Source organism: Herminiimonas sp., from assembly GCF_030655415.1.
Genome location: NZ_JAURVN010000002.1, coordinates 165692 through 190401, shown reverse-complemented (window position 1 = coordinate 190401; position 24710 = coordinate 165692). Strand labels below are relative to the sequence as shown.

Genomic DNA, 24710 nt, shown 5'->3' with positions numbered 1-24710 from the left:
ACCATTAATCTGATGCTGGCGAAATGAACGCTTATGCACTAAAACATGCAAGCACATGACGAATCTAAAAAGTTACAACGCAATTGCTGATACTTGGGCCAAAACCAGGACCGCGTTTTATGGTCGCGAACAGATTTATCTGGATGCATTTCTCAATGGCTTAAGTGTGCCATCGCCTATTCTAGATCTTGGTTGTGGCACTGGTAAGCCGATGGCCGAATACATCATGCATCGCGGCCATGAAATCACTGGCGTTGATCAAGCACTGGGTTTACTGAGACATGCGAGTGCATCTTTCCCGCAAGCTGTCTGGATCGAGTCGAGTATTGAGAACTTCACGACACAACAAAAATTTTCAGGAATCATCTGCTGGGATGCGTTATTCCACATCGAGCGATCGCAACACGAAGGTTTGTTGCAGCGTATGTGTGATTTGCTGGATGAAGACGGTAGATTGATGCTGACCATGGGCGGTTCTGCACATCCGGCTTTTGAAGATACGATGCTTGGCGAAATCTTCTTCTACGATTCGCATCCCCCTGAGAAAGTGCTGGAGTTGCTCGGCAAGTTGGGATTCGAAATCGTGATTGGGGAATTCATGAATCAACCTACGACTGGCCGAGATAAAGGGCGTTATGCCATCGTGGCGCGTAGAAAGTAGCCGCGAAACTAAAAAGCGGCTGGTCTGATATCAGACCAGCCGCTTTTTATGTGATGCTAGAAATGATTAGAACTTGTACCCCAGCGAAATGAATGTCACGTAAGGATCAAGCGTCAAATTGGTTTGGGAACGGGAAATGACTGTTCCACCTGCGGTTTTGCCTGTGATATACGCATCTGTGTCCAATGGAATGTAAGACAGAGACATTCCGAGAGACCAATTTTTATTGAAGTTATAAGTCACACCTACGTTGGCAACAGGTGCCCACGAGGAGCTAAGTTCGGCGCTGGCAGTACCGCCAGGTACTGGTGCGGCAAGTGCCTGCATGGATGATGATAGTTGGACGCTTGTATACCAAACATGTGTAACGCCAAGGCCAACAAATGGACGCCATTTATCATTGGCCCCGCCGAAATACCATTTCGCAACAATAGCAGGGCTCCATTGTTTGGCGGTACCAAGCTGTCCGCGCGAGGCTAATGTGCCTTCACCTTTCAGTTTAAATTCAGGTGGTATCCCTGCATCCAGTGCAACAGCAAAGTTATCAGTGAAAAAATGTGTGAATGCTATCCCGAGAGTGTCGGCACTGCCTACACTAGCACCGCTTCCTGCATTGGTACCTGGGGTCGGGAAAGTCTGTCTTAATGGCTCGCTGGAATCATCCGTATACAAATGAAACCAACCAACGTTGACGATGTTATCGCCCGCACTTTGCGCAGCAGCAGGCAAAGAAAAAGCCGCGGCTAATGAAAGGGCGGCGACTTTTGACATTACGCGGAAAGGCAAAGGTGTTTTCATTTACTAGTCTCCTTTTGTGGGCCAATCTATACATCGCTTCTTTGAGCGATGCCGTCTCGTATGTAATAACTGTCATGACAACAATATTTTCACATTGGTCTTGCAACGTGTTTTGAAATAATAGCCCTATTCTTTCAACTTTAATGTGAACTATCGAACGGATTGGTTTGTACGCAACATGTTTTCATATGGCGTGCTTACTCAAGGAGAATCAAATGTATATTGGAATAGGAACCCTACTCGTCATCATCGTGCTCTTTTTAATATTTCGATAATTTCGTCAGGAACATAAAAATACCGTCTAACGACGGTATTTTTTATTGTGCGCAGTGATTTGCTTTATCCTCTCGCCTATAGATGCCTCGCGCATCCACGCATTTGATAAAGCCCCTCATGAACAAGATAGACGCAATCAAGCTGGTCAATCAAGACTTGCACGCCAACCTGCTGACCGAGCGCAACACGATATTTGCGACGGTTGTGCCCTACGCTGGCGATGAAGGTTGGTGGCTAAATATTCCGCTGTCCGGCTTTCGCCAGGAACAGCATTTTTTGCTGTGTAGTGAAAGAGCCAAGGTCATCCGTCACATCAGGATCAAGGCCAATACCATCTTGAGCCCGGCGACCCGGTTTCGCTGCAAGGATCAAACGGCGGATGTCTTTATCTCGGCAAAGAATACAAAGCGAGTGGTCGATACGCTTCCGGGCGGTAGCAAGTTCAGTTTCGACAAATATCTATTCGGCGAATACAGCTTCTAAACAGGCTGCGGGCGCTTGGTTCTTGCTTAATCCTTCACGCCCGCTTGTGCAGTTACGCCAATAGTTCGACCAGACTCCACGCGATCGCTTTGGTCGCAACCGGCAAGGTAAACAGCGGGACTTTTTCATCTGCTCGGTGACCATTTGCTTCCAGTAGCGTGCGTGGTCCGGCGCCATACATCACAGTGGCAACGCCGGCTTCCGCATACAGGCGCGCATCGGAATACAGCGGCACGCCTATTGGTGTGACTTCGTCACCGAGTGCAGTCGATGCTTCTGCACAAACGATATCGCGCAAGCGTGCTGCATCGCCGACCGGCTTGAACGGACTGGCTAGAAGAATACGTTCTACAGCGCAGCTGATGCCCGGCAAATCCTGTAAGGCTTTTGCTATCACGGCGCGCAATTCTGCTTCGACCTCGGTGGGGATTTCTTCCGGGATGATGCGTCTATCGAGTCGCAAGGTGACTTCGTCTGGTACCACATTGGTATTAATGCCGCCAACGATGGTGCCAACGACTAGTGTTGGTGATGTAATGCCGGCAGTCGCTGAAGTGCGGCTGTGCAAGGTATCGCGATAGCTGTAGAGCGCGTTGAGTAAACGCGTTGCGGCTTCCAGTGCGTCGTAGCCGGTATCGGGACGAGCTGCGTGTGCGGAAATGCCGCGCACTTTCATTTCCAGATGTAGGCAACCGTTGTGCGCCGTGGTGACATTGTATGAAAAACCTGCGCAGATTGCGTAGTCTGGCTTCGTCAAACCTTGTTGCAATAACCAACCTGGACCAGCCAGGCCGCCGGTTTCTTCATCGTAGGTAAAGTGCAATTCAACATTGCCGCGCAAAGGTACAGCCAATTCTTTCAATGCACGCAGGGCAAATGCGTAAGTGGCGAAATCGGATTTCGAAACCGCTGCGCCGCGACCTATCATCCAGCCATCGCGCACTGTGGCGGAATAAGGATCAACGCTCCAGCCCGCGCCAGGTGGCACCACATCACCGTGTGCATTCAGCGCCACCGTTGGTCCATCTGCAAAGTGTTCGCGCACAATCAGATTGATCGCGCTTTCGAGCCCAGTGCTACGGGCGAATTCATTTGGTACTGCATGTTGCTCTACCGTGAACTGCATATCTTCCAGTAATGCGGCTGTCATTAATGCGTGTGGTGCGCAATTGCCCGGGGGATTGTCGGATGGGCATTGCACGACCTTCGCCAGAAAATCAATTTGTTCAGCGGCGTGTTGATCGACCCATGCGGCGATCTGTTCCTTGAGTAAATTTTTATCCATCTTGTCGATTCAGTTCTTAGAATAATCAGCTTGCAACGCCATCTTGTGAAAGCGCATGCAGCTAGTTGAAAGTAATTGTTCAGTACGCTTAGGATGTCTTTTTGCTTGCCGACAGCGTGTCGAAATGTTCTACAAAATCCATAAACACATCAGCCGCTAATGCAGCATCTTGCATCTCCATCGTTTCCAGCGGATTGTGGCTAATGCCGCCATTGCCACAACGGACGAACAACATTGCGATAGGTGCAACTGCCGCAATCGCCATCGCATCGTGACCTGCACCGGATGGCAGGCTGCGTACTTTGCAGCCTTTGCGTTCCAGTGCTGCATGCCAACCTTGCTGCAACCAATCGGCGCACACCGCGCTGGATGTTTCGTAAGTTTTTTTCAGAGTGCTGCGCACATCACGTTGGACACAGATGCGTTCGAGTTCTGCCGTAATGTCAGTCGTCGCCGCGAGGCGTTCTGCATCGTCACCGGCGCGCACATCCAGCGACAAAACGACGTGTCCTGGTATGACATTGGTTGCGCCATTCGGTACGTTCCATTGACCGATGGTGCCAACCAGATCAGGGATGCGGCTGCAGCGCTGTTCAACATACAGCGCGAATTCTGCTGCGGCCATGGCTGCGTCGTGGCGCATCGTCATCGGCACGGTGCCAGCGTGACCGGCGACCCCTTTGAATTCCAGCATATAGCGCGTGGCGCCGGCAATCGCGGTGACTACGCCTAGCGGTAAGTCTTCATTCAGTAGCACCGGTCCTTGTTCGATATGCACTTCTACAAACGCCGCGATGCTGCCAGGTGCAGCGGCGGCTGCAGGAATTTGCATAGGGTCGAGATCTGCGGCTTTCATCGCGTCGATCATCGTCACACCTTGATCGTCGGTGTGTTTCAACACGCGTTGTTCGAAGGTGCCTGCAATCGCACGACTGCCGAGCATAGGCGCCTTGAAGCGCACGCCTTCTTCTTCACTAAACGCGACCACTTCAATCGGGAAGGGAAAACGTTTGCCTTGTTGGTGCCAGTTCGCGATACAAGTGATAGGCAATAAAATTCCCAGCAAACCATCATAAATACCACCGTTGCGCACGGTGTCAAAATGCGACCCGGTCATTAGCACCGGCACCTTCGCGTCGCTACCTTCGTAACGCCCGATGATATTGCCTGCCGCATCACGCCGTACCGACATGCCGGCGTCGCGCATCCATGCCGCGATCTGTCCGGCGGCGCCACGATGCGCGGGCGTCAGATAGGTGCGCGTCATCATGCCGTCTTGCTCAGTATATTGCGCCAGCAAATGCAGACGCTCCATGATCTCATTGCCGATGACTGACGTGGCCTGGTTAAAAATATTGCTCATTATTAAATCGTTTACTAATTTTTAATTCGTTGAATGTTGCTCGGATGATGATTACTTCGGTGATTACTAATCAGGCAGCTATGCCTAAAAATTGTTTCAGTTCCGGTGTTTGTGGATTTGCAAAGATGTTTTCCGGCGCACCGATCTCATGCACTTTTCCTTGATGCATGAAGACCACGCGATCGCAAACTTCACGCGCGAAGCGCATCTCGTGTGTGACCATGATCAGTGTCATGCCTTCATCGGCCAGGCTGCGGACCACACTCAAAACTTCATTCACCAATTCCGGATCGAGGGCGGATGTTACTTCGTCGCACAGTAAAGCTTGTGGCTGCATGCTCAGTGCGCGTGCGATGGCGACACGTTGTTGCTGTCCACCCGAAAGCTGCTCCGGAAAGCTATCGAATTTTTCACCTAATCCGACGCGCTCCAGATTCTTGATCGCCAATGCGCGCGCATCTTTTTCCGATGCGCCTTTGACGATCATAGGAGAAATCATCACGTTGCGACCAACCGTCAAATGCGGGAATAGATTGAATTGCTGAAAGATCATGCCGACTTTCAAACGCAGATTACGCAGCTCAAGTTCGCTCTTCCCAAGGTGCGCACCAGCCACGCTGATCGCGCCTTCGTCTATGCTTTCCAGCCCGTTAATACAACGCAGCAAGGTACTTTTACCCGAGCCGCTTTTGCCTATGATGGCAATCACTTCACCCGGATCGACATCCAACCGGATACCTTTCAGTACCTGATTGCTACCGTAGCTTTTCTTGACGTTGTCAATGGCGATGAGAGGCATTGAATTTCCTTTCCAGGAATTGGCTGTACTTGGATAAAGGCCAGCAAAGAATGAAGTAGAAGAAACCGGCGGCCGCATACACGGTGAACGGCATGAAGGTGGCGTTGGTAATAACAGTGGCAGCTTTCGATAATTCAACGAAACCGATGATCGAAGTCACCGCAGTGCCTTTGACGATCTGCACGCTGAAACCGATAGTCGGCGGAATCGCAATCCGCAATGCTTGCGGCAAAATTACATAACGCATTTGCTGCACGTAATTCATCGCCAGCACCGATGATGCTTCCCACTGTCCCTTTGGAATTGCTTCGACGCAGCCGCGCCAGATTTCTGCAAGGAAGGATGCGCTCCACAATGTCAGCGTCAAACCTGCAGCCAGCCATGCTGGTACTTCGATGCCGAATAAGGCGACGCCGAAGAACACCAGGAACAACTGCATCAGCAACGGTGTGCCTTGAAATACTTCGATGTAAACACGGGCAAAATTGCGCAAGGCTCTGTGCTTCGATGAGCGTATGAACAAAATCAATAGGCCCAACATGCCGCCCAATACAAAGGTGGCCAGCGACAGGACGATAGTCCAGCGACCAGCCAGCAACAGATTGCGCAGGATGTCCCATAGCGAGAAGGAAATCATGTGCTTCTCCTTCCGGAGATGAAGTGCGTGCCTATCAAGCGCAGTATCTGCCGCAGAATAATTGCCAGCACCAGATAGATCGCTGTCGCCACCAGATACGCTTCAAACGCGCGGAAGTTGCGTCCTTGTATGAAGTTGGCAGCGAACGATAATTCTTCTACAGCGATCTGTGAACAAACCGCAGAACCCAACATCACGATCACAATCTGGCTGGATAAAGCTGGCCAGATTTTTTGCAATGCTGGCCGCAAGATGATGTGACGAAAAATCTGTACGCGCGTCATCGACAAACTGAGTGCTGCTTCAATCTGTCCACGTGCGACAGCGACTACACCGGCGCGGATGATCTCGGTACTGTAGGCGCCGAGATTGATGATCATGGTCAATAGTGCGGCTTGCATTTCAGTGATTTGCACGCCGATGCTGGGTAAGCCAAAGAAGATAAAAAATAGCTGGATCAGAAACGGTGTATTGCGTATCAGTTCGACGTAGGCGCTGACGATGGGCCGCAACCAGCGCGGTCCTTGCGTACGCGCCCACGCGCCGAAGATGCCGACCGCGACACCGAGCACGCCGCCGACCGCGATCAATTCCACCGTAGTGATCACGCCCTTGATGAGCACGCCGGTGTAATCGAAGGTCGACAGAAAATCAAATTGGTAAGCCATGATGTGCCCACTTCCTGCTAGGTATGTGCATTCCAGACCAGCTTTATTTATGCATCCGCAGCCGTGACTGCGGATGCGCCTTCTTTACAGATTCGCCGGCAATGGCAGACCCAGCCATTTTTCAGTCAACGCGCTCAGTGAACCGTCTTTCTTCGCTTGCGCGATGATCGCGTTCACTTTTTCTTGCAATTTTTCTTCGCCTTTATTCATGCCTATCGAGCATGGCGAATCCTTGATCAGGAATTTTGTTTCCGGCTTCTTCGGTGGATTTTTTGCGATGATGGATGCAGCAATCACGTTGCCGGTCGCGACCAGTTGGACCTGGTTCGACAGGAAGGAACTGATGGTGCCGTTGTTGTCTTCATAGCGTTTGATGGTGGCTGTCGCTGGAGCAATTTTCGACAGTTCCAGATCTTCAACCGAACCGCGTGTGACACCGATTGTTTTTCCTGCGAGGTCAGCCGGGCCGGCGACTTTCTGATCAGCTGGTCCAAACACGCCGTTGAAGAATGGTGCGTAGGCTGCGCTGAAGTCGATGACTTTTTCACGCTCAGGATTTTTGCCCATGCTGGAAATCACCAGATCAACCTTTTTGGTTTGCAAATATGGAATGCGATTGGCGCTGGTGACAGGAACCAGTTCAACTTTGACGCCAAGTTTTTGTGCGATCAAGGTAGCGACATCAATGTCCAGGCCTTGTGGTTTCATGTCGGTGGTGACAGAACCGAATGGTGGGAAATCTTGCGGTACGGCGACGCGCAGTACGCCTTTTTTCTGAATGTCGTCAAGCGCATCGGCGCGCGCAAAGCTGGTGAACAAAAGAGCGCCGGCCATCAGGCCGATCAGGATTTTAGAGAGCTTCATTTTTTCATTTCCTTTCCAGTTGAATACGAAGAGACGTGCGACAGGGATGACGAGATGCTTGCTGCAGTGGCCGCCCGGCTCGTCTTTACCCGTGCGGTGGTTTTATTTGCTACTGGTTTTCTGGTGGCGCTGGGGGCAACAGATGCATGTTTGCCGGTGCTGGCTGTTGACTTCGATTTCTTCGCTGCAGAAACGGGTGTCAATGCGGTGCGTAATGCATTGAGTGGGTCGTTGGGGATGACGTCGTACAAGGTGCTTTCAACGACGTGCAAGTGATCCAGCATCAAGCGTTCGGCCTCGTCGATGTCTCCACTTTCAAGCGCTGCAACAATGTGTACGTGGTCTTCGCAAGAGTCAACTGCTTGCGATGATGATTGGCGCAACATTGCGGTCAGCGTGGTGCGTGCGGTGAGGTCGCGCAAGGTTTCGGATAAAAGGTTGTTACCCAGGCATTCGCACAGGCAGACATGAAAGTCTCCCAGCAAATAACTGCGAGCGCCGACGTCGTCACCAGCTATGGCGGCTTGCTCACGTGTGATGTGGTCGCGTAACTGGGCGATCGCATCTTTGCTCAATGGACGTGCGTGGCGCAACAGACCAAGTTCGATTACGCGGCGTGCCTCAAATGCTTCGCGGGCTTCGCTGGCAGTCGGTTCGATGACAAACCAGCCGCGGCGTGCGCTGACCATCACGATGCCGCGCGTGGCCAGCCGCATCAATGCTTCGCGGATGAGTGTGCGCGATACGCCAAACAGATCGGCCAATTGCTGCTCGCCGAGGCGGGTGCCGGGCGCAAGTTGCTTGGCCAGAATCGCTTCGGTAATGCGGGCGGCGATCTGGATCGACGATTTGAGGGAATGTTCAGAAGTCATACCCAAGCTTCAGCAAATTGCATGCCAATCTTGTGGACAAGTCTGGTATACAAGATTCGCGTTGAAGGTTTTAGCTATGAAAATGCGGTAGAAATACAAAGTCCAATCCAGCTTGCATCAACGTCGCCTGCGCCGATTTGGCGATCACTATTCAGGTGCAAACGAAGGATTTTGGTGCATGTTTAAGTGTCGCTGCGGCGGCTTTAGTGCGAATCGAGACCAGCACAAAACAGCGATGTCCTTGCCGAATTTACTTCGGTAACACGTGAAAAAGTTTCGGTAATGCAGCTTTTTCGAGCAGTCATCTTCGTTTAATTCAGTGGAACTTGCCTGTGCGATAAGGGACTAACTGACGCGAAAATATTTGTAATTAAAAGGAATGAAATGAAAAATACACACATCGCAGCACTCATCATCGCCGTGTCGGCTATGGGATTATCAGCAGCCGCATCCGCGCAATACGTAGGTCCTTCATCCCAAGCCACGGCAACTTCCATTGCGCAAATCCTCAAGCATCCAGTGGATGATCAGCAAGTGACGCTGAGTGGCTTTCTCATTAAAAAAGTTGGGAATGAGAAGTATATTTTTTCTGATGGCAAATCAGAAATCCGGGTCGATATTGATGACAAACATTTCGTCAATATGAAACTCGATGCAAAAACCAAGGTTGAAATTCGCGGAGAAGTTGAAAAGGATTTTCTGGAAACACCTGAAATCGATGTCGATGTGTTGACTCTGGCAAAATAAACTTTATCCGAAATCACAGGATTGCGAAAAAATTAAACCTGTGATTTTCAGTGCAATAAAAAAAGCCGCATCGCTGCGGCTTTTTTGTGCGTGCGATTAAAGTTTAAGCAGTGACTGCTTCACCTTTAACTTCAACGACTTCTTCATCAGTATCTGAACTGCGGATCAGATGATCGAAAGCACTCAACGCTGCTTTTGATCCTTCGCCTACTGCAATCACGATCTGCTTGTACGGCACTGTTGTGACGTCACCCGCAGCAAATACACCTGGCACTGAAGTCTGGCCACGCGCATCGATTTCGATTTCGCCGTGACGCGACAAGGCAACGGTGCCTTTCAGCCATTCGGTATTTGGTACCAGACCGATCTGAATGAAGACGCCTTCGAGTTCTACGGTTTTGATCTCCTCGGTCTTGCGATCCTTGTAGACCAAGCCATTGACACGTTTGCCGTCGCCAGTAATTTCTGTCGTTTGTGCCGACGTGATCACGGTAACGTTTGCCAAGCTGTGCAACTTGCGCTGCAATACTGCGTCGGCACGTAACTCTGCACCGAATTCGACCAGCGTGACATGGCCAACGATACCGGCCAAATCGATCGCAGCTTCGACACCGGAGTTACCGCCACCGATAACCGATACACGTTTACCTTTGAACAGCGGACCGTCGCAATGCGGGCAATACGCTACACCTTTGTTACGGTATTCGTTTTCGCCCGGCACGTTGATGGTTTTCCAGCGTGCACCAGTTGCGAGGATCACGGTTTTGCTTTTCAGCGAGCCGCCATCTTTCAGTTTGATCTCGATCAGTTTGCCCGGCACCAACTCGGAAGCGAGTTGCACGTTCATGATGTCGACGTCATAGCTGCGCACATGCTGCTCAAGAGCGACGGCGAATTTCGGACCGTCGGTTTCCTGTACTGATACGAAGTTCTCGATCGACAAAGTATCCAGCACCTGACCGCCGAAACGTTCCGCCACCACACCGGTACGAATACCTTTGCGTGCTGCATAAATTGCAGCTGCTGCACCCGCAGGTCCGCCGCCCACGATCAACACATCGTAGGGTGCTTTTGCGCTGAGCTCTTCTTGCTTACGCTTGTTACCGCCGGTGTCGAGTTTGGCCAAAATTTGTTCGATGCTGACGCGACCTGATTCAAACGGTTTTCCGTTCATGAAGGTCGTCGGCACGGCCATGATTTCGCGTTCTTTAACTTCGTCCTGGAACAAACCACCATCGATCGTGATTGCACGAATGCGTGGGTTGATCAAGGCCATGACGTTAAACGCCTGCACGACTTCCGGACAGTTATGGCACGACAAAGACATATACGTTTCGAAGGTGTAGTCGCCGTCCAGATTACGGATCTGTTCGATGACCGAGTCTTCGAGTTTCAATGGATGGCCGCCGGTTTGCAGCAAAGCCAGTACCAGTGAAGTGAATTCGTGGCCCATAGGAATCGCGGCGAACTGAATGCCTGCGTGTGCATCTGGGCGTTTGATTTGAAAAGACGGTTTGCGCTCGTTGTCGTCGGTGCGCTCGATCAAAGTGATCTTGTCGGTCAACACAACGATTTCTTGCAGCAGTTCCTGCAACTCACGAGATTTGTCGCTGCCATCGAGTGACGCGACGATCTCGATCGGTTGCACGATCTTTTCCAAGTAAGCGGTTAATTGGGTTTTGAGATTGGCATCCAACATGATGGTCCCTGCTTTCTTTACAGTTTGATAGAGGTCTTGCACGTCCGGACCACACGGTCCGGACATTTGCTTCAATTACAAATTGCTACTTAGATCTTGCCAACCAGGTCCAGTGATGGAGCCAAGGTTTTTTCGCCTTCTTTCCATTTCGCTGGGCACACTTCGTTTGGATGCGAAGCGGTGTATTGAGCAGCTTTCAGTTTGCGCAGTGTTTCCGAAACGTCACGTGCGATTTCGTTCGAGTGGATTTCCAGAGTTTTGATGATGCCGTCTGGATTGATCACGAACGTACCGCGCAATGACAGACCTTCTTCAGGAATGTGCACGCCGAATGCGTTGGTCAGTTGGTGAGTTGGATCGCCAACCAATGGGAATTTTGCTTTGCCAACTGCTGGCGATGTTTCGTGCCAAACTTTGTGCGAGAAGTGAGTATCGGTTGTGACGATATAAACTTCTGTGCCCAGTTTTTGGAATTCAGCATAGCTGTCAGCTGCATCTTCAACTTCTGTAGGGCAGTTGAATGTGAATGCTGCTGGCATAAAAATCAGGACAGACCATTTACCCTTCAACGATTGCTCGGTGACTTCAATGAACTTGCCGTTATGGAAAGCTTGGGTCTTAAAGGGCTGGACTTGGGTGTTGATAAGAGACATGTCGTGTTTCCTTCAGGGTTAATAATTGGTGTGAGTACGAATAATAAGTGGGTATCAATCATTTGTATAATTGATTTACTTTAGTCATTCGATTTGTTTTCGCTATCGACTTGGCGGTTAGCTAGTCAAATTTCGTAACGAATTGACTATTATGCAGCTTTACGGCTTTTGGTGTTGTCGGGGCGAAGGTACCGCAGTAAAAGCCGTTTGCCGAGCAGAATTCGCCTCGCCGCTTTCATATATAGGGCCTGTAGCGCAACTATTCAAACAAACTGGCCTTGGCAAAATACCCGCAGAAGCACGCCGGCTCTTGCTTTACGCCGCGTCAGCCCGCATATAAGTAGCTAACCGAAAGGACAGTTTCATGAAAAAAGTCATCCATGTATCCGACGCGCCACGCCCACATTGGGTAGGTGACGGCTTCCCGGTGCGCTCTATGTTTTCGTATCACAGCCACGGTAAACAACTCAGCCCCTTCCTGCTGCTGGATTACGCTGGTCCGGCTGAATTTGAAGCGGCGGATCACCCACCGGGCGTCGGCTCGCATCCGCATCGCGGGTTTGAAACGGTCACTATCGTCTACAAGGGCGAGGTCGAACATCGCGATTCCACCGGCAAAGGCGGCGTGATTGGCCCTGGCGACGTGCAATGGATGACGGCTGGCTCAGGCATCCTGCATCAAGAATTTCATTCGGAAGAATTTACTCGTACCGGCGGCGCACTGGAGATGGTGCAGCTGTGGGTCAATTTGCCGGCAAAAGACAAGATGGCAGCGCCCGGCTATCAAGCGATCGTCAATAACGATATTCCGGTTGTGGCTTTACCGAACGATGCGGGCAGCTTGCGCGTCATCGCCGGTGACTACGACGGCCGGGCCGGACCAGCGCATACCTTCACACCCATGCAAGTGTGGGATTTGAAGTTGAAACAAGGCAGCACGAGTGAGTTCACTTTGCCTGAAGGCTGGAATTCGGCCTTGATCGTGTTGCACGGAACGGTGCTGGTAAATGGCAACAGCGTCGCGCGCGAGGCGCAGATGGTGTTGCTGGATAGCGCAGGCAGCAAGGTCGCTATAGAAGCGAATAACGATGCCGTCGTGTTGCTGCTCAGCGGCGAACCTATCGACGAAGAAATCGTTGGGCACGGACCTTTCGTGATGAATACTCAGGCTGAAATTATTCAGGCGATTGATGATTTCAATAGCGGTCGTTTCGCGCAGATTCCTGCGTAGTTTTTTGTGACTGGAAAGCATGTCGGTATTTTGCTGGCATGGCTTTTCTTTTTCCTGCGCGCTTCTTCGTGCACCTCGAGGCACGTACACAGCGAATCTCCTGCGCTCAAGCCGGACATAGCACCGCTAATGACTTTATAATTTGCGTCTGTATTCGCACGCCAATGTGCGAAGCGCATTTTCATTTCAGATTTCAATGCAAGGCAATATGAATACTCAGTCCAACAAAGCTGCGCCCCAAGGCATCAGCGAAGCCGAATGGCAAGTGCGCATCGATCTCGCCGCTTGCTATCACTTGTGCGCGCTGAAAAATTGGGACGATCTGATCTACACGCATATTTCTGCGACGGTGCCCGGTGAAGAAAATCATTTTTTGATCAATCCATTTGGATTGCGCTTTGAAGAAATAACCGCGTCGAATCTGGTCAAGATCGATTTGCAAGGCAAGATCATTGGCGATCAAAACGTACGCGTGAACGTAACTGGCTTCGCGATTCATGGCGCAGTTCACAGCGCGCGTACAGATGCGATGTGCGTGATGCATTTGCATAATGAAAACGGCGTGGCGGTCGGTATGCAACAAGGTGGCTTGCTGCCGCTGTCGCAACACGCGATGCGTTTTTTTCAGCAAATGGGTTATCACGATTATGAAGGTTTGGCCTTGTCGCCAGTTGAGCAGACGCGCTTGATAGAGCGCCTCGGCAGTTATCCAGCGATGCTGTTGCGCAATCACGGCACGCTGATCAGCGGCCGCACGATTGCCGAAGCTTATACGCTGATGGATACGCTGGATAAAGCCTGCGCCTTTCAATTGAAAGCACAATCCGGCGGTGGCGCATTGAACATTCCGCCACCTGCAGTCTGCGCAAAAACCTATAAGGAACTGCTGGGCGACGGTTCGCCGGAGGGCATACTCGAATGGCCCGCATTGTTGCGCAAGCTGGATGCGGTGTCGCCTTCTTATCGCAACTGATTTGCCAAACGCATCAACGTATTTAAATATCGCTTCAGAATTTATTGCTTAACTAAAATTCACTAAAAAGGAAAACCCATGCCAACCATCAACGTCCAATTATTCGAAGGCCGCACCGTTGAACAAAAACGCGCATTCGTCAAAGCAGTGACGGAAGCAACTGTCGCTACGCTCGGCGCCAGTGTTGAATCAGTCGACATCATCATCGAAGAAGTGAAGCGTGAAAACTGGGCAACCGGCGGCAAGTTGTGGTTCGACGTCTGAACCAAATCAATGACGCAAGCTGCCCTAACAAGCGGCCGCTTGCAATCAACACGCCGAACTATTCGGCGTGTTTTGCCTAAACATGCAGATCACTGATTCACTCGCAATCGACGATTGCGAAATCGATCTGACCGCCATCCGTGCGCAAGGCCCGGGTGGACAGAACGTAAATAAAGTCGCGACCGCGATTCATCTACGTTTTGATATTGGTGCGTCTTCATTGCCGGATTATTTGAAAAAGCGCTTGCTCTTGCTGAACGATCAACGCATCACCAAAGAAGGCGTGATCGTCATCAAGGCGCAGCAAGGTCGCAGCCAGGAACAAAGCCGCGAAGAAGCCTTACGCCGTCTGCAAGAAATCATCGCCGGCGTCACCATCCTGCCGAAAGCGCGACGCGCAACCAAACCTACTTACGGTTCTCAACGTAAAAGACTAGACACCAAAAATGCACGCGGCCAGACCAAGGCCATGCGCGGCAAAGTCGCACTCTGAAATTCTTTTCAAGTCGTATTCAAAACAAGGTCTCCTGCAACAAGCTCGTATGTGATCTAGCGTACTGACATTCAGCATCCTTGCGGCGATGCTGTTAGCTCAATTATCGTGAGGCCTATACATCATGAACAAAGCCTTCGTAAAAGAAAGCGACGACGAACCATTGTCGACTTTGCCGGAAATGCCGGCCGGTGTGCGTAACTACATTACGCCCCATGGTTATCAAAATATGCAGACCGAGTTGCGAAATTTACTCGGATCTTTGCGTGCAGCGAATGCGACAGACAGTGGCGAGCGCGATAGGGATTTGATCGCCGATTCATCTGAAATACCTATGCGCGAAATGGAACAGCGAATTCACTATTTGCAAGTACGTTTGGACACGGCAGAGATAGTTGATCCATCTGTGCATATCGACGAACAGCAAATATTTTTTGGTGCCACGGTTGCTTATCAGAATGAACAGGGTGAGCAACATACTGTGACGATTGTCGGTTTGGACGAATTGGATCCGACCAACGGCAAGATCAGTTGGTTGTCGCCGGTTGCACAAGCTTTGTTGAGTGCATTTGAAGGCGATAGCGTAATGTTGCAAACGCCGGCTGGCGATGAAGAGCTAAACATTCTGACCGTGCTTTATCCAGCCAAGGTTGAACTGGATGCGAACAGCACAGGTCTTACTAACAAGAGCGTTGAATAAGGTAAATGTATTCAACCTGCTTGGATAAAGATTCACCTTGCCAATATTTAAAGCAGCAAGTAAATCGCGCAAGGTTTTACTGCGATACAAAAAAGGAGTTCTATATGGCACACGATAAAAAATCAGGTGATAAATCCAGAGAACCTATTGATGCTTCGGATAACACCAAGAAGCGCGGTACCGATGCGCATCAAGAATCGTTGTTGGACAGTGCACTGGATGAATCCTTTCCAGCGAGTGATCCTGTTGCAGCTGTAGCGCCAGTGCCATTGGCCACTGAAAAATCCGGTCAAAAATCGGTGCAGCAAACCGCCAAGGAAGAGTTGCTGGACGTCGGCATTGAAATGACTTTTCCGGCCAGCGATCCGGTTTCTGTTTCGTCAGGGATTACGCGTATCGAGCGTTCGCCGGATTCGGTTGATGCACATGACGATCATCAAAACAGCAATGAAGTCAGCGAAAATGAAAAGGCAGCCAAGAAATCCGGTAAGTAAGTTTTCTTGATAGCCTTGACTAATCATTGTTAGCAACAATCCGGGCAGTCGCGGCACCTTAAGTGATGAATCAAGGTCTTGATTCATCACGCGTCCTTCTCTTTACTATTCCCAAACTATCTCGTCAGCGTGGTGTTGGATAATCCCAACGCCATGCTAGTGGTACGCCTTCCATAAATTGACCGTGGTTAAGATCGACGATATTTGCAACAACTTTCGTTAAAAAGGCGGTTACGGGCGCTACTTTTTCCATGTTAGTATCCGCTCCACGCTAGGGGTCCTGAAGACAAACGTCTTCGGGTGAGATGAAACCCTTGAACCTGACCTGGATAATGCCAGCGTAGGGAAGCGCAAAGCACCTCAAGGTTTTTATTCCGCCAGAGATTCTTTGTTCGTTCCTTCGCACGTTTGTCCATAACGCGATTGAGTGAGCAAAATATGTCCGCATTTCCTTCCCGTCACAAACTGATTGCTTTGGCTGTTGCCTGCGCGTTTGCGCCTGCTGCTTTTGCACAGACCGCTGACAATTCCGATAACGTTTTGCCTGAAGTGGTCGTCACCTCGGGGCCGGTCGATGGCATCGCACGCAATGCGAGCGTCGGTGGTTTTTCAGAAGCGCCGCTGCGCGAAACCCCCGCGTCCATCAGCGTCATCACTCACGAACAAATGCAGGAACGCAGCATCCGCACCGCGACCGACGCAGTGAAGTACGATGCCAGCGTGCAGAACTCATACAACGCGGTGGGTTTGTCAGATTGGTTTGCGATCCGCGGATTTACTCTCGATATGGGAAGCAACTATCGCAAGGATGGCATGGTGATTCTTGCGCATTCCGCTATCCCGATGGAAAACAAAGAGCGCTTGGAAATCCTCAAAGGCCTGGCTGGTTTGCAAGCCGGCATTGCGTCTTCAGGCGGCATTTTGAATTATGTGACCAAGCGTCCAACCGATGCGCCTTTGCGTTCGGTAACGTTTGAAGTGCGCGAGCGCGGCTCGATCTACGGCGCTATCGATCTTGGTGGCCGTTCGGACAATGGCGTATTCGGCTATCGCATCAACGCAGCGGCAGAAGATACCAAGTCCTATGTGCAGGGATCGAATGGCGATCGCAAGTTTGTATCAGGTGCGTTCGACTGGCGATTGAGCTCGCGCGCCTTGCTGTCGGTCGATATGGATTATCAGCACAAGTCGCAACTGACCGTGCCAGGCTTTCAATTACTTGGTCTGGATCAGCGCTTGCCGACCGGCGTGAGCGGCAAAACCATGTTGAATAATCAGACCTGGAGTTTGCCGGTTACTGATGACACCAATAATCTGGGCGTCAAATTCGAATACGAGTTGAATGACAATTGGCGCACTACGCTGCAGGCAAACAAATTCGAATTGCGTCGTGATGATGCAGTTGCGCTATCTTCAGGATGTGCAACTCCCGGAGAAGTTTTAAATTTCGGCTATTGCTCAAATGGCGACTTTGGACTGTATGACCTGCGTAGGGACAATGACAAACGGTCTGTCATGACGACGCAAGCTATGTTGCAAGGTAAGTTTGCGACAGGCAGTATTGGCCATGAATTGACAACCGGTTTGTCTACGCTTAACAGAAGAGACAATTTTGCTGATTATTTATTCAATCCGACAGTCGGTAATTTACAAGGCAATATCTATACAACGCCACAAAGAGATTTGGTTCTGCAGCCAACCAATCCAGTAGGACTACGTCGTAAAGAAGAAGAGCAATCTGTCTTTGTTCAAGATGTAATGGCGTTAAATGAGCAGTTTAAATTGCATGCCGGCGTACGCTATACAAAATTGAAGCGCGTTCAGTTCAATGCAAATGGTGGTTTAATTCGAACCACGGATGACGACTACGTTTTGCCGAACGTCGCCTTGGTCTACAGCCCAACCAAGACCTTGTCTTTCTATGCATCCACTTCGCAAGGCCTGGAGCCAGGTGGAGAAATTCCATCGGGTCTGTCAAATGCCGAATCTGTTCTTGATCCATACAAGTCGAAGCAGCTTGAGTTTGGAGTTAAAGCAGACATCACTCCAGACGTGAGTGTTTCCGCCGCCTTGTTCCAGATCAAACGTCATAACGAATACGCGCATGCATCGTCTGACGATGCGACCGCATCAATTGATGCGTACGTAACTGCAGGCGAGCAAGTTAATCGCGGTATTGAATTCGCTGCGCAAGGTCGCGCTACACGTGACCTTATGTTGGGCGCGAGCTTCGTCGCATTGCAAGCCAAGGCAGAAGGCACCGGCGATCCTGATATCGAAGGCAAGCGCGTTGGCAACGTGCCGAAATTCAAATCGGCGATTTACATGGATTACGCATTACCGCAAATGCCGGCGGTAAAACTGAATGCAACGTGGATTTATTCGACGAGCAAGACCTTTGCACCGAATAGCCAGATTGCATCGTTGGACAAAAAAGTCGATGGCTATCATGTGTTGAATCTGGGTGCGCGCTACGCAACCAAGTTTGGTAACACGGCAACGACCTTCCGCTTCGGAGTCGATAACGTTTTCAATAAATTCTATTGGGGCGATGCATCGAACGCATTTGGTGGTTACTTGATTCCAGGTGCGCCGCGTGTGTTCCGCTTATCGACGCAACTCGATTTCTAAAATCTATACGCGCAATAAAAAACGCCGCTTTCAAGCGGCGTTTTTTATTGGCAGTTTCAATTGATTTTATGCTGCGCGAGATAGCTCGCTATCTGTGAAATCCGTTGCTGCGTACTGCCATCCACCAGCAAATACTTAACGCCACCGCCATCCAGTTTGCGCAGTAATCGGGCGTGGATTTGTTGTCGTACAGAGTCTGATTCGCGCTGCAAACCATCGGGTATCCACGGCGTGGTGGGTGCTGTCACGATGGTCGCTGCATAATCATGCAGACTTGCCAGTGCATTCAACTCCGCATCCGCCTGGCCAAAATAGTGTTCACTATAAACCACCGTCATCAGCGGCGAGGTATCGCAAAACATAAAACGACGCGCAAGTGCTTCGCTTTTTTTCTCGCGTTCACGTTGCGTGATGGCGATCGGCAGTTGTTCCTCTTCCCATGGCGTGCGTTGTTTTGATTCGACAAATTCACGCAGATATTCGGCAACCCACACCGTTTGATAATGCGCCGCGAGCGCCGCTGCCAGCGTTGATTTTCCTGTCGATTCTGCACCGAGTATGGCAATGCGTTGTATGGTCGCGCTCATATTATTGATTCCTTTGCAGCGAAGGATTTTTTCCAGGCGAGCAGGCCGACCAATGCGAGGATCGCGAACAAGCCATACAGGACGGCGCTGAGGTACAGATCTTTGTGTAGATACAGGCCAATGTAGAGCAGGTCGATTCCTATCCACAGATGCCAGTTCTCTATTGTCTTGCGCGTCAATAGATATTGCGCGACCAGACTGCCTGCGGTCAGAAATGCGTCGATATGCACAACATCAGTATCGGTAAATGCTTGCAGGATTGCCGCAACAATTGCGTAAGCTAGTGCCCAAGTTGCCGCCACAATGAGCCAGCCTTTTGTCGTCAGGCGCGAAACGGCAATTCCCTGTCGATCACCACCGCCGAACAGCCATTGATACCAACCCCATAGCGAAATCGCGACAAAGACAAATTGCAGCGCCATGTCGCCATAAATTTTCGCTTCATAGAAGACGATCGCATACAGCCCGGCCGAAGCAATTGCAAACAGCCACGCCCACGGCGATTGCTTGATGTTCAGCAAGACCATTGCAATTGCGAGTGTAAATGAGAGTATCTCTAACGATGAAGTATTGATCAGGCCGAGCAGGAGGAAAGTGTCGTTCATGCAGTGCTGCGAGCCGAGATTGGATGTAAGTCAGCACATGCGTGCGGGAATCTCGCAGTATAGAGAAAAAACATCCAGCGCAGCACGCGAATGAGCCGCTGCGCTGTGTCTAGATGTCGAATGCAGAAGATCGATTAAATAATCGTAAAACGTTAGAGTTTGATTTCCACGTGTTCGCCGACATCGCTCGGGCGCTGGCCAGTCAGCACGCCTTTGGCCATCGCAAATAATTGAGTCATTTTGCTCGATGCGCTGTCCCAATATTCAGCATCACGAATATCTACGTTGATTAAAGCAAGGTGCGGGTCATCTAGCCCACCCGGGAACCACGCGCCCACCATCGGATTCCACAACTCTTCCGCCTTTTCGCGATTCTTAATCAACATCGCGCGGCCGGATATCGACACATACAAGCTGTCTTCAGGTTTAGCGAAGGTTACATTGACCGACGGTTGCGCCTGCAGGTTTTTAACGAAAGCAGATTCATCCGACGTAAAAAACCAGAGTTGACCTTGCGTATCGATTTGCTGGCTGGTCATGGGACGGCTGGATAAAGACAGATCGGGATTGGTCGTGGTGAACATACCAAATTTGACGTCTTCTACCTTGTCACGTAATGCGGCTAATTGTTCTTGATGTCGGGTACTCATGTTGCGCTCCTTAAGGCATGGGATATGTGCTGACGTGCCCAAGGTAGCGCGTCGCCGCTTGCACTTCAGTGCGCCAGCACACGTACGTCCCATATGAATACTGGAGGATTTTGTCGGAATTTTCTTACGGCAGATCGCGCTGAAATCCTATGGTTGCTACGGGTCAATTTGGATAAATTAGCAACTCTAAAAACTTTTTACAAAATTTCACAGTGTTGTAAAGAAATTAATGAACATATGGCAAAAATCTGGATCAACTTAATTAAATCCTTATCTTTTTTTGGGATGTTTGCTGCAGCCGCATGGTTCTTCGTAATGCCTGATTTTGCGGCTGTTTTGACAGGGATTTTGTCGTTGTCTGCTTTCATGTTTACTTTCCTGCCGGTGGCTACCGATCAGCAGACTTAAGAAATCTGTTCATATTATTCACCACTCTTTTCGTATTTATTTCAATACAAGCCGAGCCAGATGCTGCTGGGTACTTCACCGCCGAACGAAATTTCGTTTTTTGATGAAAATTACAATGCTTTCCCAGTAGCTCGAAAAATCATTGCATCGTAGTTTTTCCCGCGCTCGATGGAAGACACGCTGACGGCGTGTCAAGAAAATCAGGGAATAAAAAATAAAAAGGGAGGATGTTGCATGATTCAAAATAATAAAAATTTAGATTCGGACAAAGTCCTTTCAACTGGCATTCCGGGACTCGACAATATTCTGAGTGGCGGTTTGACACGTGATCGTTTGTATTTGATTGAGGGAGAGCCAGGAACCGGCAAGACCACGGCAGCTTTGCATTTTCTTGCAGAAGGGGTGCGGTTGGGCGAGTCAGTTGTCTACATCACCCTGGCGGAAACGGCAGAAGAATTGCGTGATGTTGCTGAATCGCATGGGTGGTCCATGGATGGAATATATATACATGAAGTTGTGCCTTCAGAAAATATTCTCGAGCCAGACCAACAGTACACGATGTTTCATCCGTCGGAAGTAGAGATGAGTACGACGACGCAGCTAATTCTTTCTGTCATTGATGAGCGCAAGCCCACGCGTGTAGTACTCGACTCATTATCCGAGTTGCAGTTGCTAGCAGAGAATTCCTTGCGTTACCGTCGTCAGGTTTTGGCATTAAAGCAGTTCTTTTCAAATCGTTCTTGCACCGTCATGTTTCTCGATGATCGTACTGCATTCAATGGTGATTTACAGGTGCGCAGTATTGCGCACGGTGTGATCGTACTTGAGCATTCGAGTAAGGACTATGGTGCTGATCGACGTCGTGTCCGTATTGCAAAATATCGTGGCAAGGCCTTCCGCGGTGGCATGCACGATTATGCGATTATTCGTGGTGGCATCGTGGTATATCCGCGCTTAGTCGCGTCTGACACGCGCGTACAGAAAGCACAGCACCAATTAACTACAGGTTTGGATGCCTTGGATAACTTGTTGGGTGGCGGTTTAGAAGAAGGCTCGAGCACCTTGTTGGCAGGACCTCCCGGTACGGGCAAGTCTTCGTTAGGCGTACAGATTGTATACGCTGCTTTGCAGCGCGGTGAGCGGGCCGCGATGTTTTTGTTTGAAGAATCAAAAAATAAATTATTGAATCGGGCAGACAGCTTCAACCTAAATTTACGCCCCTACGTTGATAGTGGCGCGTTGACGATTCAGCAAATTGATCCGGCCGAATTATCGCCAGGTGAATTTTCAGACGCGGTTTGCAAAGAAGGACTGAACAAAGCAAAAGTCATTGTTATCGACAGTTTGAATGGTTACTTGCATGCGATGCCGGATGAACGTTTCCTGACCACGCATTTGCATGAACTATTAACATTCTTGGGCCAATTGAATGTTGTAACTATTTTGGTGGGCGTACAGCACGGGATGTTGGGCGGCAATATGACTACTTCGGTGGATGCTAGCTACTTGGCCGATAACGTGATTATGTTGCGCTACTTCGAAGATGCGGCAGAAGTTCGTCAGGCGATCTCCGTATTCAAAAAACGGGCGAGCACACATGAGCGCACCATTCGCGAGTTGACTATTACTCGCGATGGTATTTCCATCGGACCGATTTTGCGTGGCTTCCACGGCATACTGACTGGTGTACCGACTTATGTTGGTGATCCCCTCGGCCATAAATCCGACCTGATGTCGGATTGATCGCTAACCATGAATAAACGGATACTTATCTATGCGCCAGAAGGAAAAAATGCAAAGCTTGCAGCGCAGGTATTCGACGCGTCCGATATAGAGCACCACATTTGTGCTGATGTCAGTGAACTGATGCTGGAACTGGGCCGCGGTGTCGGTGCACTTCTAACCGTTGAAGAATCACTGACCGCTTCGGTGCTCCAGCCCTTGATGCAATATGTGAATGCGCAGCCAACCTGGTCCGATATTCCGATTCTGTTAATGACTAAACGAGGTGCAGATTCCTCAAGCGTGCAGCATGCGGTTACCAGCTTGGGGAATGTGACTCTGCTGGAGCGGCCAATACGCATCAGTGCTTTGTTAAGTGCGGCGCGTTCTGCCTTGCGTGCGCGTACGCGTCAGTATCAGGTGCACGACGCTGATTACCGCAAGGATGAATTTCTCGCCAGTCTGGGTCATGAGTTACGCAATCCATTAGCGCCTATCCGTACCTCGGTCGGCTTGCTCAAACATTTGTATCCCGATCTGGCGCCGGTTGCCAAAACGTATGCGGTGGTTGAGCGCCAAATTGTGCATTTGACGCGACTGGTGGACGATTTGCTTGATGTGGCGCGTATCACCAGCGGCAAGGTTGCGCTGCAGCCTGCGCCTATCATGTTGTCCGATGCGGTAACGCACGTGATGGAAATATGCGGCGGGCTGGCAGAAAGTAGAAAACATTGGATAGAAATCAGCTATCCATCCGAGCCGATATTGTTGCAAGCAGATCGCGCGCGACTCGTACAAACATTGGCGAACGTGTTGGCGAATGCGGTCAAGTTTACTCTGACGCCGAACCGAATTATTTTTAACACTAAAGTTGAAGACAACAACGCTATATTCTCGATACGCGATTTTGGTATCGGGCTGGAGGCGGAATCGCTGTCAAGCATCTTCGATATTTTTGTGCAGGCACAAACCTCGGCAGGCCAGGCACCATCCGGATTGGGTATCGGCCTGAGTTTGGCAAAACAGTTTACTGAAATGCATGGCGGCACCATCGACGTAAAAAGCGATGGTCTGGGACATGGCAGTGAATTCATACTCACCTTGCCGATTGTTGTGCAATCTGAAATTGGCAGTGTGGAAAAAAACGCAACGACAGAACAATCATTCACACAAGAAAGTGCACACTCGCGTATCTTGATCGTCGACGATAATCAAGATGCCTGCGATACATTGTGCGCCTTGTTTGAAGCCGATGGTTACACAGTCTCCGTTGCCTATGATGGATATCAGGCGGTAGAGGTCGCGAAGGAAGTACTACCGGGTGTTATCGTGCTTGATATTGGTTTGCCTGGCATTGATGGATACGAAGCGGCGCGCCGTATACGAAAGCTGCCGGGCGGCGAAAAAATTCGAATGATCGCGCTCACAGGCTGGGGCCAGGAAAACGACAAAAGACTGGCGATGGAGGCAGGCTTTGATCACCATCTTGTGAAGCCAGTCGATTTCAATGTATTAAGCACGTGTATTGCCGAACGCCGCGTAGCGTGACGATGTGTGGTGCCCGCAGTAAAGCAAGTTTGCTGGACGCGAACATTGCTGAAACATATAAATTTAATTAAACAAAATTGCAGGCCATAAAATGAAAACTCCGGACAAGCGCTTACGCGTTTTACTCGTTGAAGATAATAGCGACGCATTGGAAGGCATGGTCGAAATGACCGACTTTCTTGGACATCAACCGCATGGCTGCTTAAGCGGAGAAGATGCGCTGGTCATGCTGCGTCAACAGCCCTTCGATTTGATGATTACCGATATCGGCTTGCCGGGTATTTCCGGTCTCGATCTGGCGCGCCAGGCGCGTGAAATTCAGCCAGTGGAAATTGTTGTTTCCAGTGGCTACGCCCGCGGCCCGGACGTCATGCCCAATGTCGGTTGGTTGATGAAGCCGTTTGGCATAGACGAATATGCGGCCTTGCTTGAGAACGCATCCAAACAAGAAAAATCGCCTAGCCTCTAACTGACTGGTCTTGTACTTATTTTTGTTGATGCAATATTAAAAGAGCCTGAATTCTGCAGGTTTGACTAGTCCAATTCCCGTTTATCACAGGTTTTAAACAGTTTAATGCAATCAAATGATTTAATTAAAT

Annotated in this window: 28 protein-coding genes and 1 riboswitch; of the genes, 14 read left to right on the top strand and 14 right to left on the bottom strand. The window is 50.1% G+C overall.

Features of this window, described 5'->3' with window-relative positions:
• Positions 1 to 55 precede the first annotated feature (55 nt).
• Positions 56 to 661, top strand: coding sequence for a trans-aconitate 2-methyltransferase (locus Q7T66_RS01005; protein ID WP_304931379.1), 606 nt, complete (start codon positions 56 to 58; stop codon positions 659 to 661).
• Positions 662 to 727: 66 nt separating this feature from the next.
• Here Q7T66_RS01005 and Q7T66_RS01000 read toward each other — a convergent pair whose 3' ends face one another.
• Entirely contained in the window at positions 728 to 1459 is a 732-nt protein-coding gene (locus tag Q7T66_RS01000) for an OmpW family protein (protein ID WP_304931378.1), read from the bottom strand.
• Positions 1460 to 1852: 393 nt separating this feature from the next.
• On the opposite strand from Q7T66_RS01000, the gene Q7T66_RS00995 reads away from it, so the two are divergent.
• Positions 1853 to 2218 carry a hypothetical protein gene (locus tag Q7T66_RS00995; RefSeq protein ID WP_304931377.1) on the top strand — a complete coding sequence of 122 codons (366 nt, stop codon included), beginning with the start codon at positions 1853 to 1855 and terminating at the stop codon, positions 2216 to 2218.
• 52 nt (positions 2219 to 2270) lie between these two features.
• Here the strand turns inward: Q7T66_RS00995 and Q7T66_RS00990 are convergent, their stop codons facing one another.
• The 7 genes from Q7T66_RS00990 to Q7T66_RS00960 form a co-directional block, all read right to left on the bottom strand.
• Entirely contained in the window at positions 2271 to 3503 is a 1233-nt protein-coding gene (locus Q7T66_RS00990) for a M20/M25/M40 family metallo-hydrolase (protein WP_304931376.1), read from the bottom strand.
• Positions 3504 to 3591: 88 nt separating this feature from the next.
• Positions 3592 to 4866 carry an allantoate amidohydrolase gene (locus tag Q7T66_RS00985; RefSeq protein WP_304931375.1) on the bottom strand — a complete coding sequence of 425 codons (1275 nt, stop codon included), beginning with the start codon at positions 4864 to 4866 and terminating at the stop codon, positions 3592 to 3594.
• A 70-nt stretch (positions 4867 to 4936) separates the two neighbouring features.
• Entirely contained in the window at positions 4937 to 5665 is a 729-nt protein-coding gene (locus Q7T66_RS00980) for an amino acid ABC transporter ATP-binding protein (RefSeq protein WP_304931374.1), read from the bottom strand.
• On the bottom strand, positions 5646 to 6302 hold the full coding sequence (locus Q7T66_RS00975) for an amino acid ABC transporter permease (RefSeq protein ID WP_304931373.1): 657 nt from the start codon (positions 6300 to 6302) through the stop codon (positions 5646 to 5648). The genes Q7T66_RS00980 and Q7T66_RS00975 overlap by 20 nt, the downstream gene beginning before the upstream one ends.
• Positions 6299 to 6970 (bottom strand): amino acid ABC transporter permease, encoded by a 672-nt coding sequence (locus Q7T66_RS00970; protein ID WP_304931371.1) that lies wholly within the window; start codon positions 6968 to 6970, stop codon positions 6299 to 6301. The genes Q7T66_RS00975 and Q7T66_RS00970 overlap by 4 nt, the downstream gene beginning before the upstream one ends.
• 84 nt (positions 6971 to 7054) lie before the next feature.
• The gene (locus tag Q7T66_RS00965; RefSeq protein WP_304931370.1) at positions 7055 to 7834 is read right to left on the bottom strand and encodes a transporter substrate-binding domain-containing protein; all 780 of its coding nucleotides are present in this window, start codon (positions 7832 to 7834) and stop codon (positions 7055 to 7057) included.
• Positions 7831 to 8706 carry a GntR family transcriptional regulator gene (locus Q7T66_RS00960; protein WP_304931369.1) on the bottom strand — a complete coding sequence of 292 codons (876 nt, stop codon included), beginning with the start codon at positions 8704 to 8706 and terminating at the stop codon, positions 7831 to 7833. The genes Q7T66_RS00965 and Q7T66_RS00960 overlap by 4 nt, the downstream gene beginning before the upstream one ends.
• Positions 8707 to 9090: 384 nt before the next feature.
• On the opposite strand from Q7T66_RS00960, the gene Q7T66_RS00955 reads away from it, so the two are divergent.
• Entirely contained in the window at positions 9091 to 9453 is a 363-nt protein-coding gene (locus tag Q7T66_RS00955) for a YgiW/YdeI family stress tolerance OB fold protein (RefSeq protein WP_304931368.1), read from the top strand.
• Positions 9454 to 9556: 103 nt separating this feature from the next.
• On the opposite strand, the gene ahpF is transcribed toward Q7T66_RS00955, so the two are convergent.
• A complete protein-coding gene (gene ahpF, locus Q7T66_RS00950) occupies positions 9557 to 11152 on the bottom strand; it encodes an alkyl hydroperoxide reductase subunit F (protein ID WP_304931366.1) in 1596 nt (531 codons plus the stop codon).
• Between the two features lie 89 nt (positions 11153 to 11241).
• Positions 11242 to 11805 carry an alkyl hydroperoxide reductase subunit C gene (gene ahpC, locus Q7T66_RS00945; protein WP_304931365.1) on the bottom strand — a complete coding sequence of 188 codons (564 nt, stop codon included), beginning with the start codon at positions 11803 to 11805 and terminating at the stop codon, positions 11242 to 11244.
• Between the two features lie 364 nt (positions 11806 to 12169).
• Here ahpC and Q7T66_RS00940 point away from each other — a divergent pair, with 364 nt between their 5' ends.
• The 6 genes from Q7T66_RS00940 (at position 12170) to Q7T66_RS00915 (ending at position 15960) form a co-directional block, all read left to right on the top strand.
• The gene (locus Q7T66_RS00940; protein ID WP_304931364.1) at positions 12170 to 13036 is read left to right on the top strand and encodes a pirin family protein; all 867 of its coding nucleotides are present in this window, start codon (positions 12170 to 12172) and stop codon (positions 13034 to 13036) included.
• 208 nt (positions 13037 to 13244) lie between these two features.
• Positions 13245 to 14009 (top strand): class II aldolase/adducin family protein, encoded by a 765-nt coding sequence (locus Q7T66_RS00935; RefSeq protein WP_304931363.1) that lies wholly within the window; start codon positions 13245 to 13247, stop codon positions 14007 to 14009.
• Between the two features lie 78 nt (positions 14010 to 14087).
• Positions 14088 to 14273 carry a 4-oxalocrotonate tautomerase gene (locus tag Q7T66_RS00930; protein WP_304931362.1) on the top strand — a complete coding sequence of 62 codons (186 nt, stop codon included), beginning with the start codon at positions 14088 to 14090 and terminating at the stop codon, positions 14271 to 14273.
• An 82-nt stretch (positions 14274 to 14355) separates the two neighbouring features.
• Positions 14356 to 14766 (top strand): alternative ribosome rescue aminoacyl-tRNA hydrolase ArfB, encoded by a 411-nt coding sequence (gene arfB, locus Q7T66_RS00925; protein ID WP_304931361.1) that lies wholly within the window; start codon positions 14356 to 14358, stop codon positions 14764 to 14766.
• Positions 14767 to 14890: 124 nt separating this feature from the next.
• Positions 14891 to 15466, top strand: a complete 576-nt coding sequence (locus Q7T66_RS00920) for a GreA/GreB family elongation factor (RefSeq protein WP_304931360.1) — start codon at positions 14891 to 14893, stop codon at positions 15464 to 15466.
• A 104-nt stretch (positions 15467 to 15570) separates the two neighbouring features.
• Positions 15571 to 15960 (top strand): hypothetical protein, encoded by a 390-nt coding sequence (locus Q7T66_RS00915; protein ID WP_304931359.1) that lies wholly within the window; start codon positions 15571 to 15573, stop codon positions 15958 to 15960.
• Positions 15961 to 16084: 124 nt separating this feature from the next.
• On the opposite strand, the gene Q7T66_RS00910 is transcribed toward Q7T66_RS00915, so the two are convergent.
• Entirely contained in the window at positions 16085 to 16213 is a 129-nt protein-coding gene (locus Q7T66_RS00910) for a hypothetical protein (protein WP_304931358.1), read from the bottom strand.
• 10 nt (positions 16214 to 16223) lie between these two features.
• Positions 16224 to 16324, top strand: a riboswitch (TPP riboswitch).
• A 74-nt stretch (positions 16325 to 16398) separates the two neighbouring features.
• Between Q7T66_RS00910 and Q7T66_RS00905 the strand changes: the two genes are divergently transcribed.
• The gene (locus Q7T66_RS00905; RefSeq protein ID WP_304931357.1) at positions 16399 to 18591 is read left to right on the top strand and encodes a TonB-dependent siderophore receptor; all 2193 of its coding nucleotides are present in this window, start codon (positions 16399 to 16401) and stop codon (positions 18589 to 18591) included.
• 56 nt (positions 18592 to 18647) lie between these two features.
• On the opposite strand, the gene Q7T66_RS00900 is transcribed toward Q7T66_RS00905, so the two are convergent.
• The 3 genes from Q7T66_RS00900 to Q7T66_RS00890 form a co-directional block, all read right to left on the bottom strand.
• Positions 18648 to 19178, bottom strand: a complete 531-nt coding sequence (locus Q7T66_RS00900; RefSeq protein ID WP_304931356.1) for an ATP-binding protein — start codon at positions 19176 to 19178, stop codon at positions 18648 to 18650.
• The gene (gene pnuC, locus Q7T66_RS00895) at positions 19175 to 19783 is read right to left on the bottom strand and encodes a nicotinamide riboside transporter PnuC (RefSeq protein ID WP_304931354.1); all 609 of its coding nucleotides are present in this window, start codon (positions 19781 to 19783) and stop codon (positions 19175 to 19177) included. Before pnuC ends, Q7T66_RS00900 begins: the two co-directional genes overlap by 4 nt.
• A 152-nt stretch (positions 19784 to 19935) precedes the next feature.
• Positions 19936 to 20433: a pyridoxamine 5'-phosphate oxidase family protein gene (locus Q7T66_RS00890; RefSeq protein ID WP_304931352.1), complete on the bottom strand. Its 498-nt coding sequence runs from the start codon at positions 20431 to 20433 to the stop codon at positions 19936 to 19938.
• 93 nt (positions 20434 to 20526) lie between these two features.
• Between Q7T66_RS00890 and Q7T66_RS00885 the strand changes: the two genes are divergently transcribed.
• The 4 genes from Q7T66_RS00885 (at position 20527) to Q7T66_RS00870 (ending at position 24580) form a co-directional block, all read left to right on the top strand.
• Complete coding sequence (locus Q7T66_RS00885; RefSeq protein WP_304931350.1) at positions 20527 to 20841, top strand: hypothetical protein; 315 nt, start codon at positions 20527 to 20529, stop codon at positions 20839 to 20841.
• Positions 20842 to 21075: 234 nt separating this feature from the next.
• Positions 21076 to 22584, top strand: a complete 1509-nt coding sequence (locus Q7T66_RS00880; RefSeq protein ID WP_304931349.1) for an ATPase domain-containing protein — start codon at positions 21076 to 21078, stop codon at positions 22582 to 22584.
• A 9-nt stretch (positions 22585 to 22593) separates the two neighbouring features.
• Positions 22594 to 24111: a response regulator gene (locus tag Q7T66_RS00875; RefSeq protein ID WP_304931348.1), complete on the top strand. Its 1518-nt coding sequence runs from the start codon at positions 22594 to 22596 to the stop codon at positions 24109 to 24111.
• A 91-nt stretch (positions 24112 to 24202) separates the two neighbouring features.
• On the top strand, positions 24203 to 24580 hold the full coding sequence (locus tag Q7T66_RS00870) for a response regulator (RefSeq protein ID WP_304931347.1): 378 nt from the start codon (positions 24203 to 24205) through the stop codon (positions 24578 to 24580).
• The last annotated feature ends 130 nt before the right edge of the window (positions 24581 to 24710 follow it).

What these genes read in the sequence shown, in the direction of transcription:
- Q7T66_RS00940 (WP_304931364.1), top strand. Translation starts at nt 12,170, where the DNA reads ATGAAAAAAGTCATCCATGTATCCGACGCGCCACGCCCACATTGGGTA.
- Q7T66_RS00985 (WP_304931375.1), bottom strand. Translation starts at nt 4,866, where the DNA reads ATGAGCAATATTTTTAACCAGGCCACGTCAGTCATCGGCAATGAGATC.
- Q7T66_RS00970 (WP_304931371.1), bottom strand. Translation starts at nt 6,970, where the DNA reads ATGGCTTACCAATTTGATTTTCTGTCGACCTTCGATTACACCGGCGTG.
- Q7T66_RS00960 (WP_304931369.1), bottom strand. Translation starts at nt 8,706, where the DNA reads ATGACTTCTGAACATTCCCTCAAATCGTCGATCCAGATCGCCGCCCGC.
- Q7T66_RS00885 (WP_304931350.1), top strand. Translation starts at nt 20,527, where the DNA reads ATGAATACTGGAGGATTTTGTCGGAATTTTCTTACGGCAGATCGCGCT.
- pnuC (WP_304931354.1), bottom strand. Translation starts at nt 19,783, where the DNA reads ATGAACGACACTTTCCTCCTGCTCGGCCTGATCAATACTTCATCGTTA.
- Q7T66_RS00930 (WP_304931362.1), top strand. Translation starts at nt 14,088, where the DNA reads ATGCCAACCATCAACGTCCAATTATTCGAAGGCCGCACCGTTGAACAA.
- Q7T66_RS00880 (WP_304931349.1), top strand. Translation starts at nt 21,076, where the DNA reads ATGATTCAAAATAATAAAAATTTAGATTCGGACAAAGTCCTTTCAACT.
- ahpC (WP_304931365.1), bottom strand. Translation starts at nt 11,805, where the DNA reads ATGTCTCTTATCAACACCCAAGTCCAGCCCTTTAAGACCCAAGCTTTC.
- Q7T66_RS00875 (WP_304931348.1), top strand. Translation starts at nt 22,594, where the DNA reads ATGAATAAACGGATACTTATCTATGCGCCAGAAGGAAAAAATGCAAAG.
- Q7T66_RS00965 (WP_304931370.1), bottom strand. Translation starts at nt 7,834, where the DNA reads ATGAAGCTCTCTAAAATCCTGATCGGCCTGATGGCCGGCGCTCTTTTG.
- Q7T66_RS00990 (WP_304931376.1), bottom strand. Translation starts at nt 3,503, where the DNA reads ATGGATAAAAATTTACTCAAGGAACAGATCGCCGCATGGGTCGATCAA.
- Q7T66_RS00980 (WP_304931374.1), bottom strand. Translation starts at nt 5,665, where the DNA reads ATGCCTCTCATCGCCATTGACAACGTCAAGAAAAGCTACGGTAGCAAT.
- Q7T66_RS00900 (WP_304931356.1), bottom strand. Translation starts at nt 19,178, where the DNA reads ATGAGCGCGACCATACAACGCATTGCCATACTCGGTGCAGAATCGACA.
- arfB (WP_304931361.1), top strand. Translation starts at nt 14,356, where the DNA reads ATGCAGATCACTGATTCACTCGCAATCGACGATTGCGAAATCGATCTG.
- Q7T66_RS00910 (WP_304931358.1), bottom strand. Translation starts at nt 16,213, where the DNA reads ATGGAAAAAGTAGCGCCCGTAACCGCCTTTTTAACGAAAGTTGTTGCA.
- Q7T66_RS01000 (WP_304931378.1), bottom strand. Translation starts at nt 1,459, where the DNA reads ATGAAAACACCTTTGCCTTTCCGCGTAATGTCAAAAGTCGCCGCCCTT.
- Q7T66_RS00920 (WP_304931360.1), top strand. Translation starts at nt 14,891, where the DNA reads ATGAACAAAGCCTTCGTAAAAGAAAGCGACGACGAACCATTGTCGACT.
- Q7T66_RS00915 (WP_304931359.1), top strand. Translation starts at nt 15,571, where the DNA reads ATGGCACACGATAAAAAATCAGGTGATAAATCCAGAGAACCTATTGAT.
- Q7T66_RS00955 (WP_304931368.1), top strand. Translation starts at nt 9,091, where the DNA reads ATGAAAAATACACACATCGCAGCACTCATCATCGCCGTGTCGGCTATG.
- Q7T66_RS00995 (WP_304931377.1), top strand. Translation starts at nt 1,853, where the DNA reads ATGAACAAGATAGACGCAATCAAGCTGGTCAATCAAGACTTGCACGCC.
- Q7T66_RS00890 (WP_304931352.1), bottom strand. Translation starts at nt 20,433, where the DNA reads ATGAGTACCCGACATCAAGAACAATTAGCCGCATTACGTGACAAGGTA.
- Q7T66_RS00975 (WP_304931373.1), bottom strand. Translation starts at nt 6,302, where the DNA reads ATGATTTCCTTCTCGCTATGGGACATCCTGCGCAATCTGTTGCTGGCT.
- ahpF (WP_304931366.1), bottom strand. Translation starts at nt 11,152, where the DNA reads ATGTTGGATGCCAATCTCAAAACCCAATTAACCGCTTACTTGGAAAAG.
- Q7T66_RS00935 (WP_304931363.1), top strand. Translation starts at nt 13,245, where the DNA reads ATGAATACTCAGTCCAACAAAGCTGCGCCCCAAGGCATCAGCGAAGCC.
- Q7T66_RS00870 (WP_304931347.1), top strand. Translation starts at nt 24,203, where the DNA reads ATGAAAACTCCGGACAAGCGCTTACGCGTTTTACTCGTTGAAGATAAT.
- Q7T66_RS00905 (WP_304931357.1), top strand. Translation starts at nt 16,399, where the DNA reads ATGTCCGCATTTCCTTCCCGTCACAAACTGATTGCTTTGGCTGTTGCC.
- Q7T66_RS01005 (WP_304931379.1), top strand. Translation starts at nt 56, where the DNA reads ATGACGAATCTAAAAAGTTACAACGCAATTGCTGATACTTGGGCCAAA.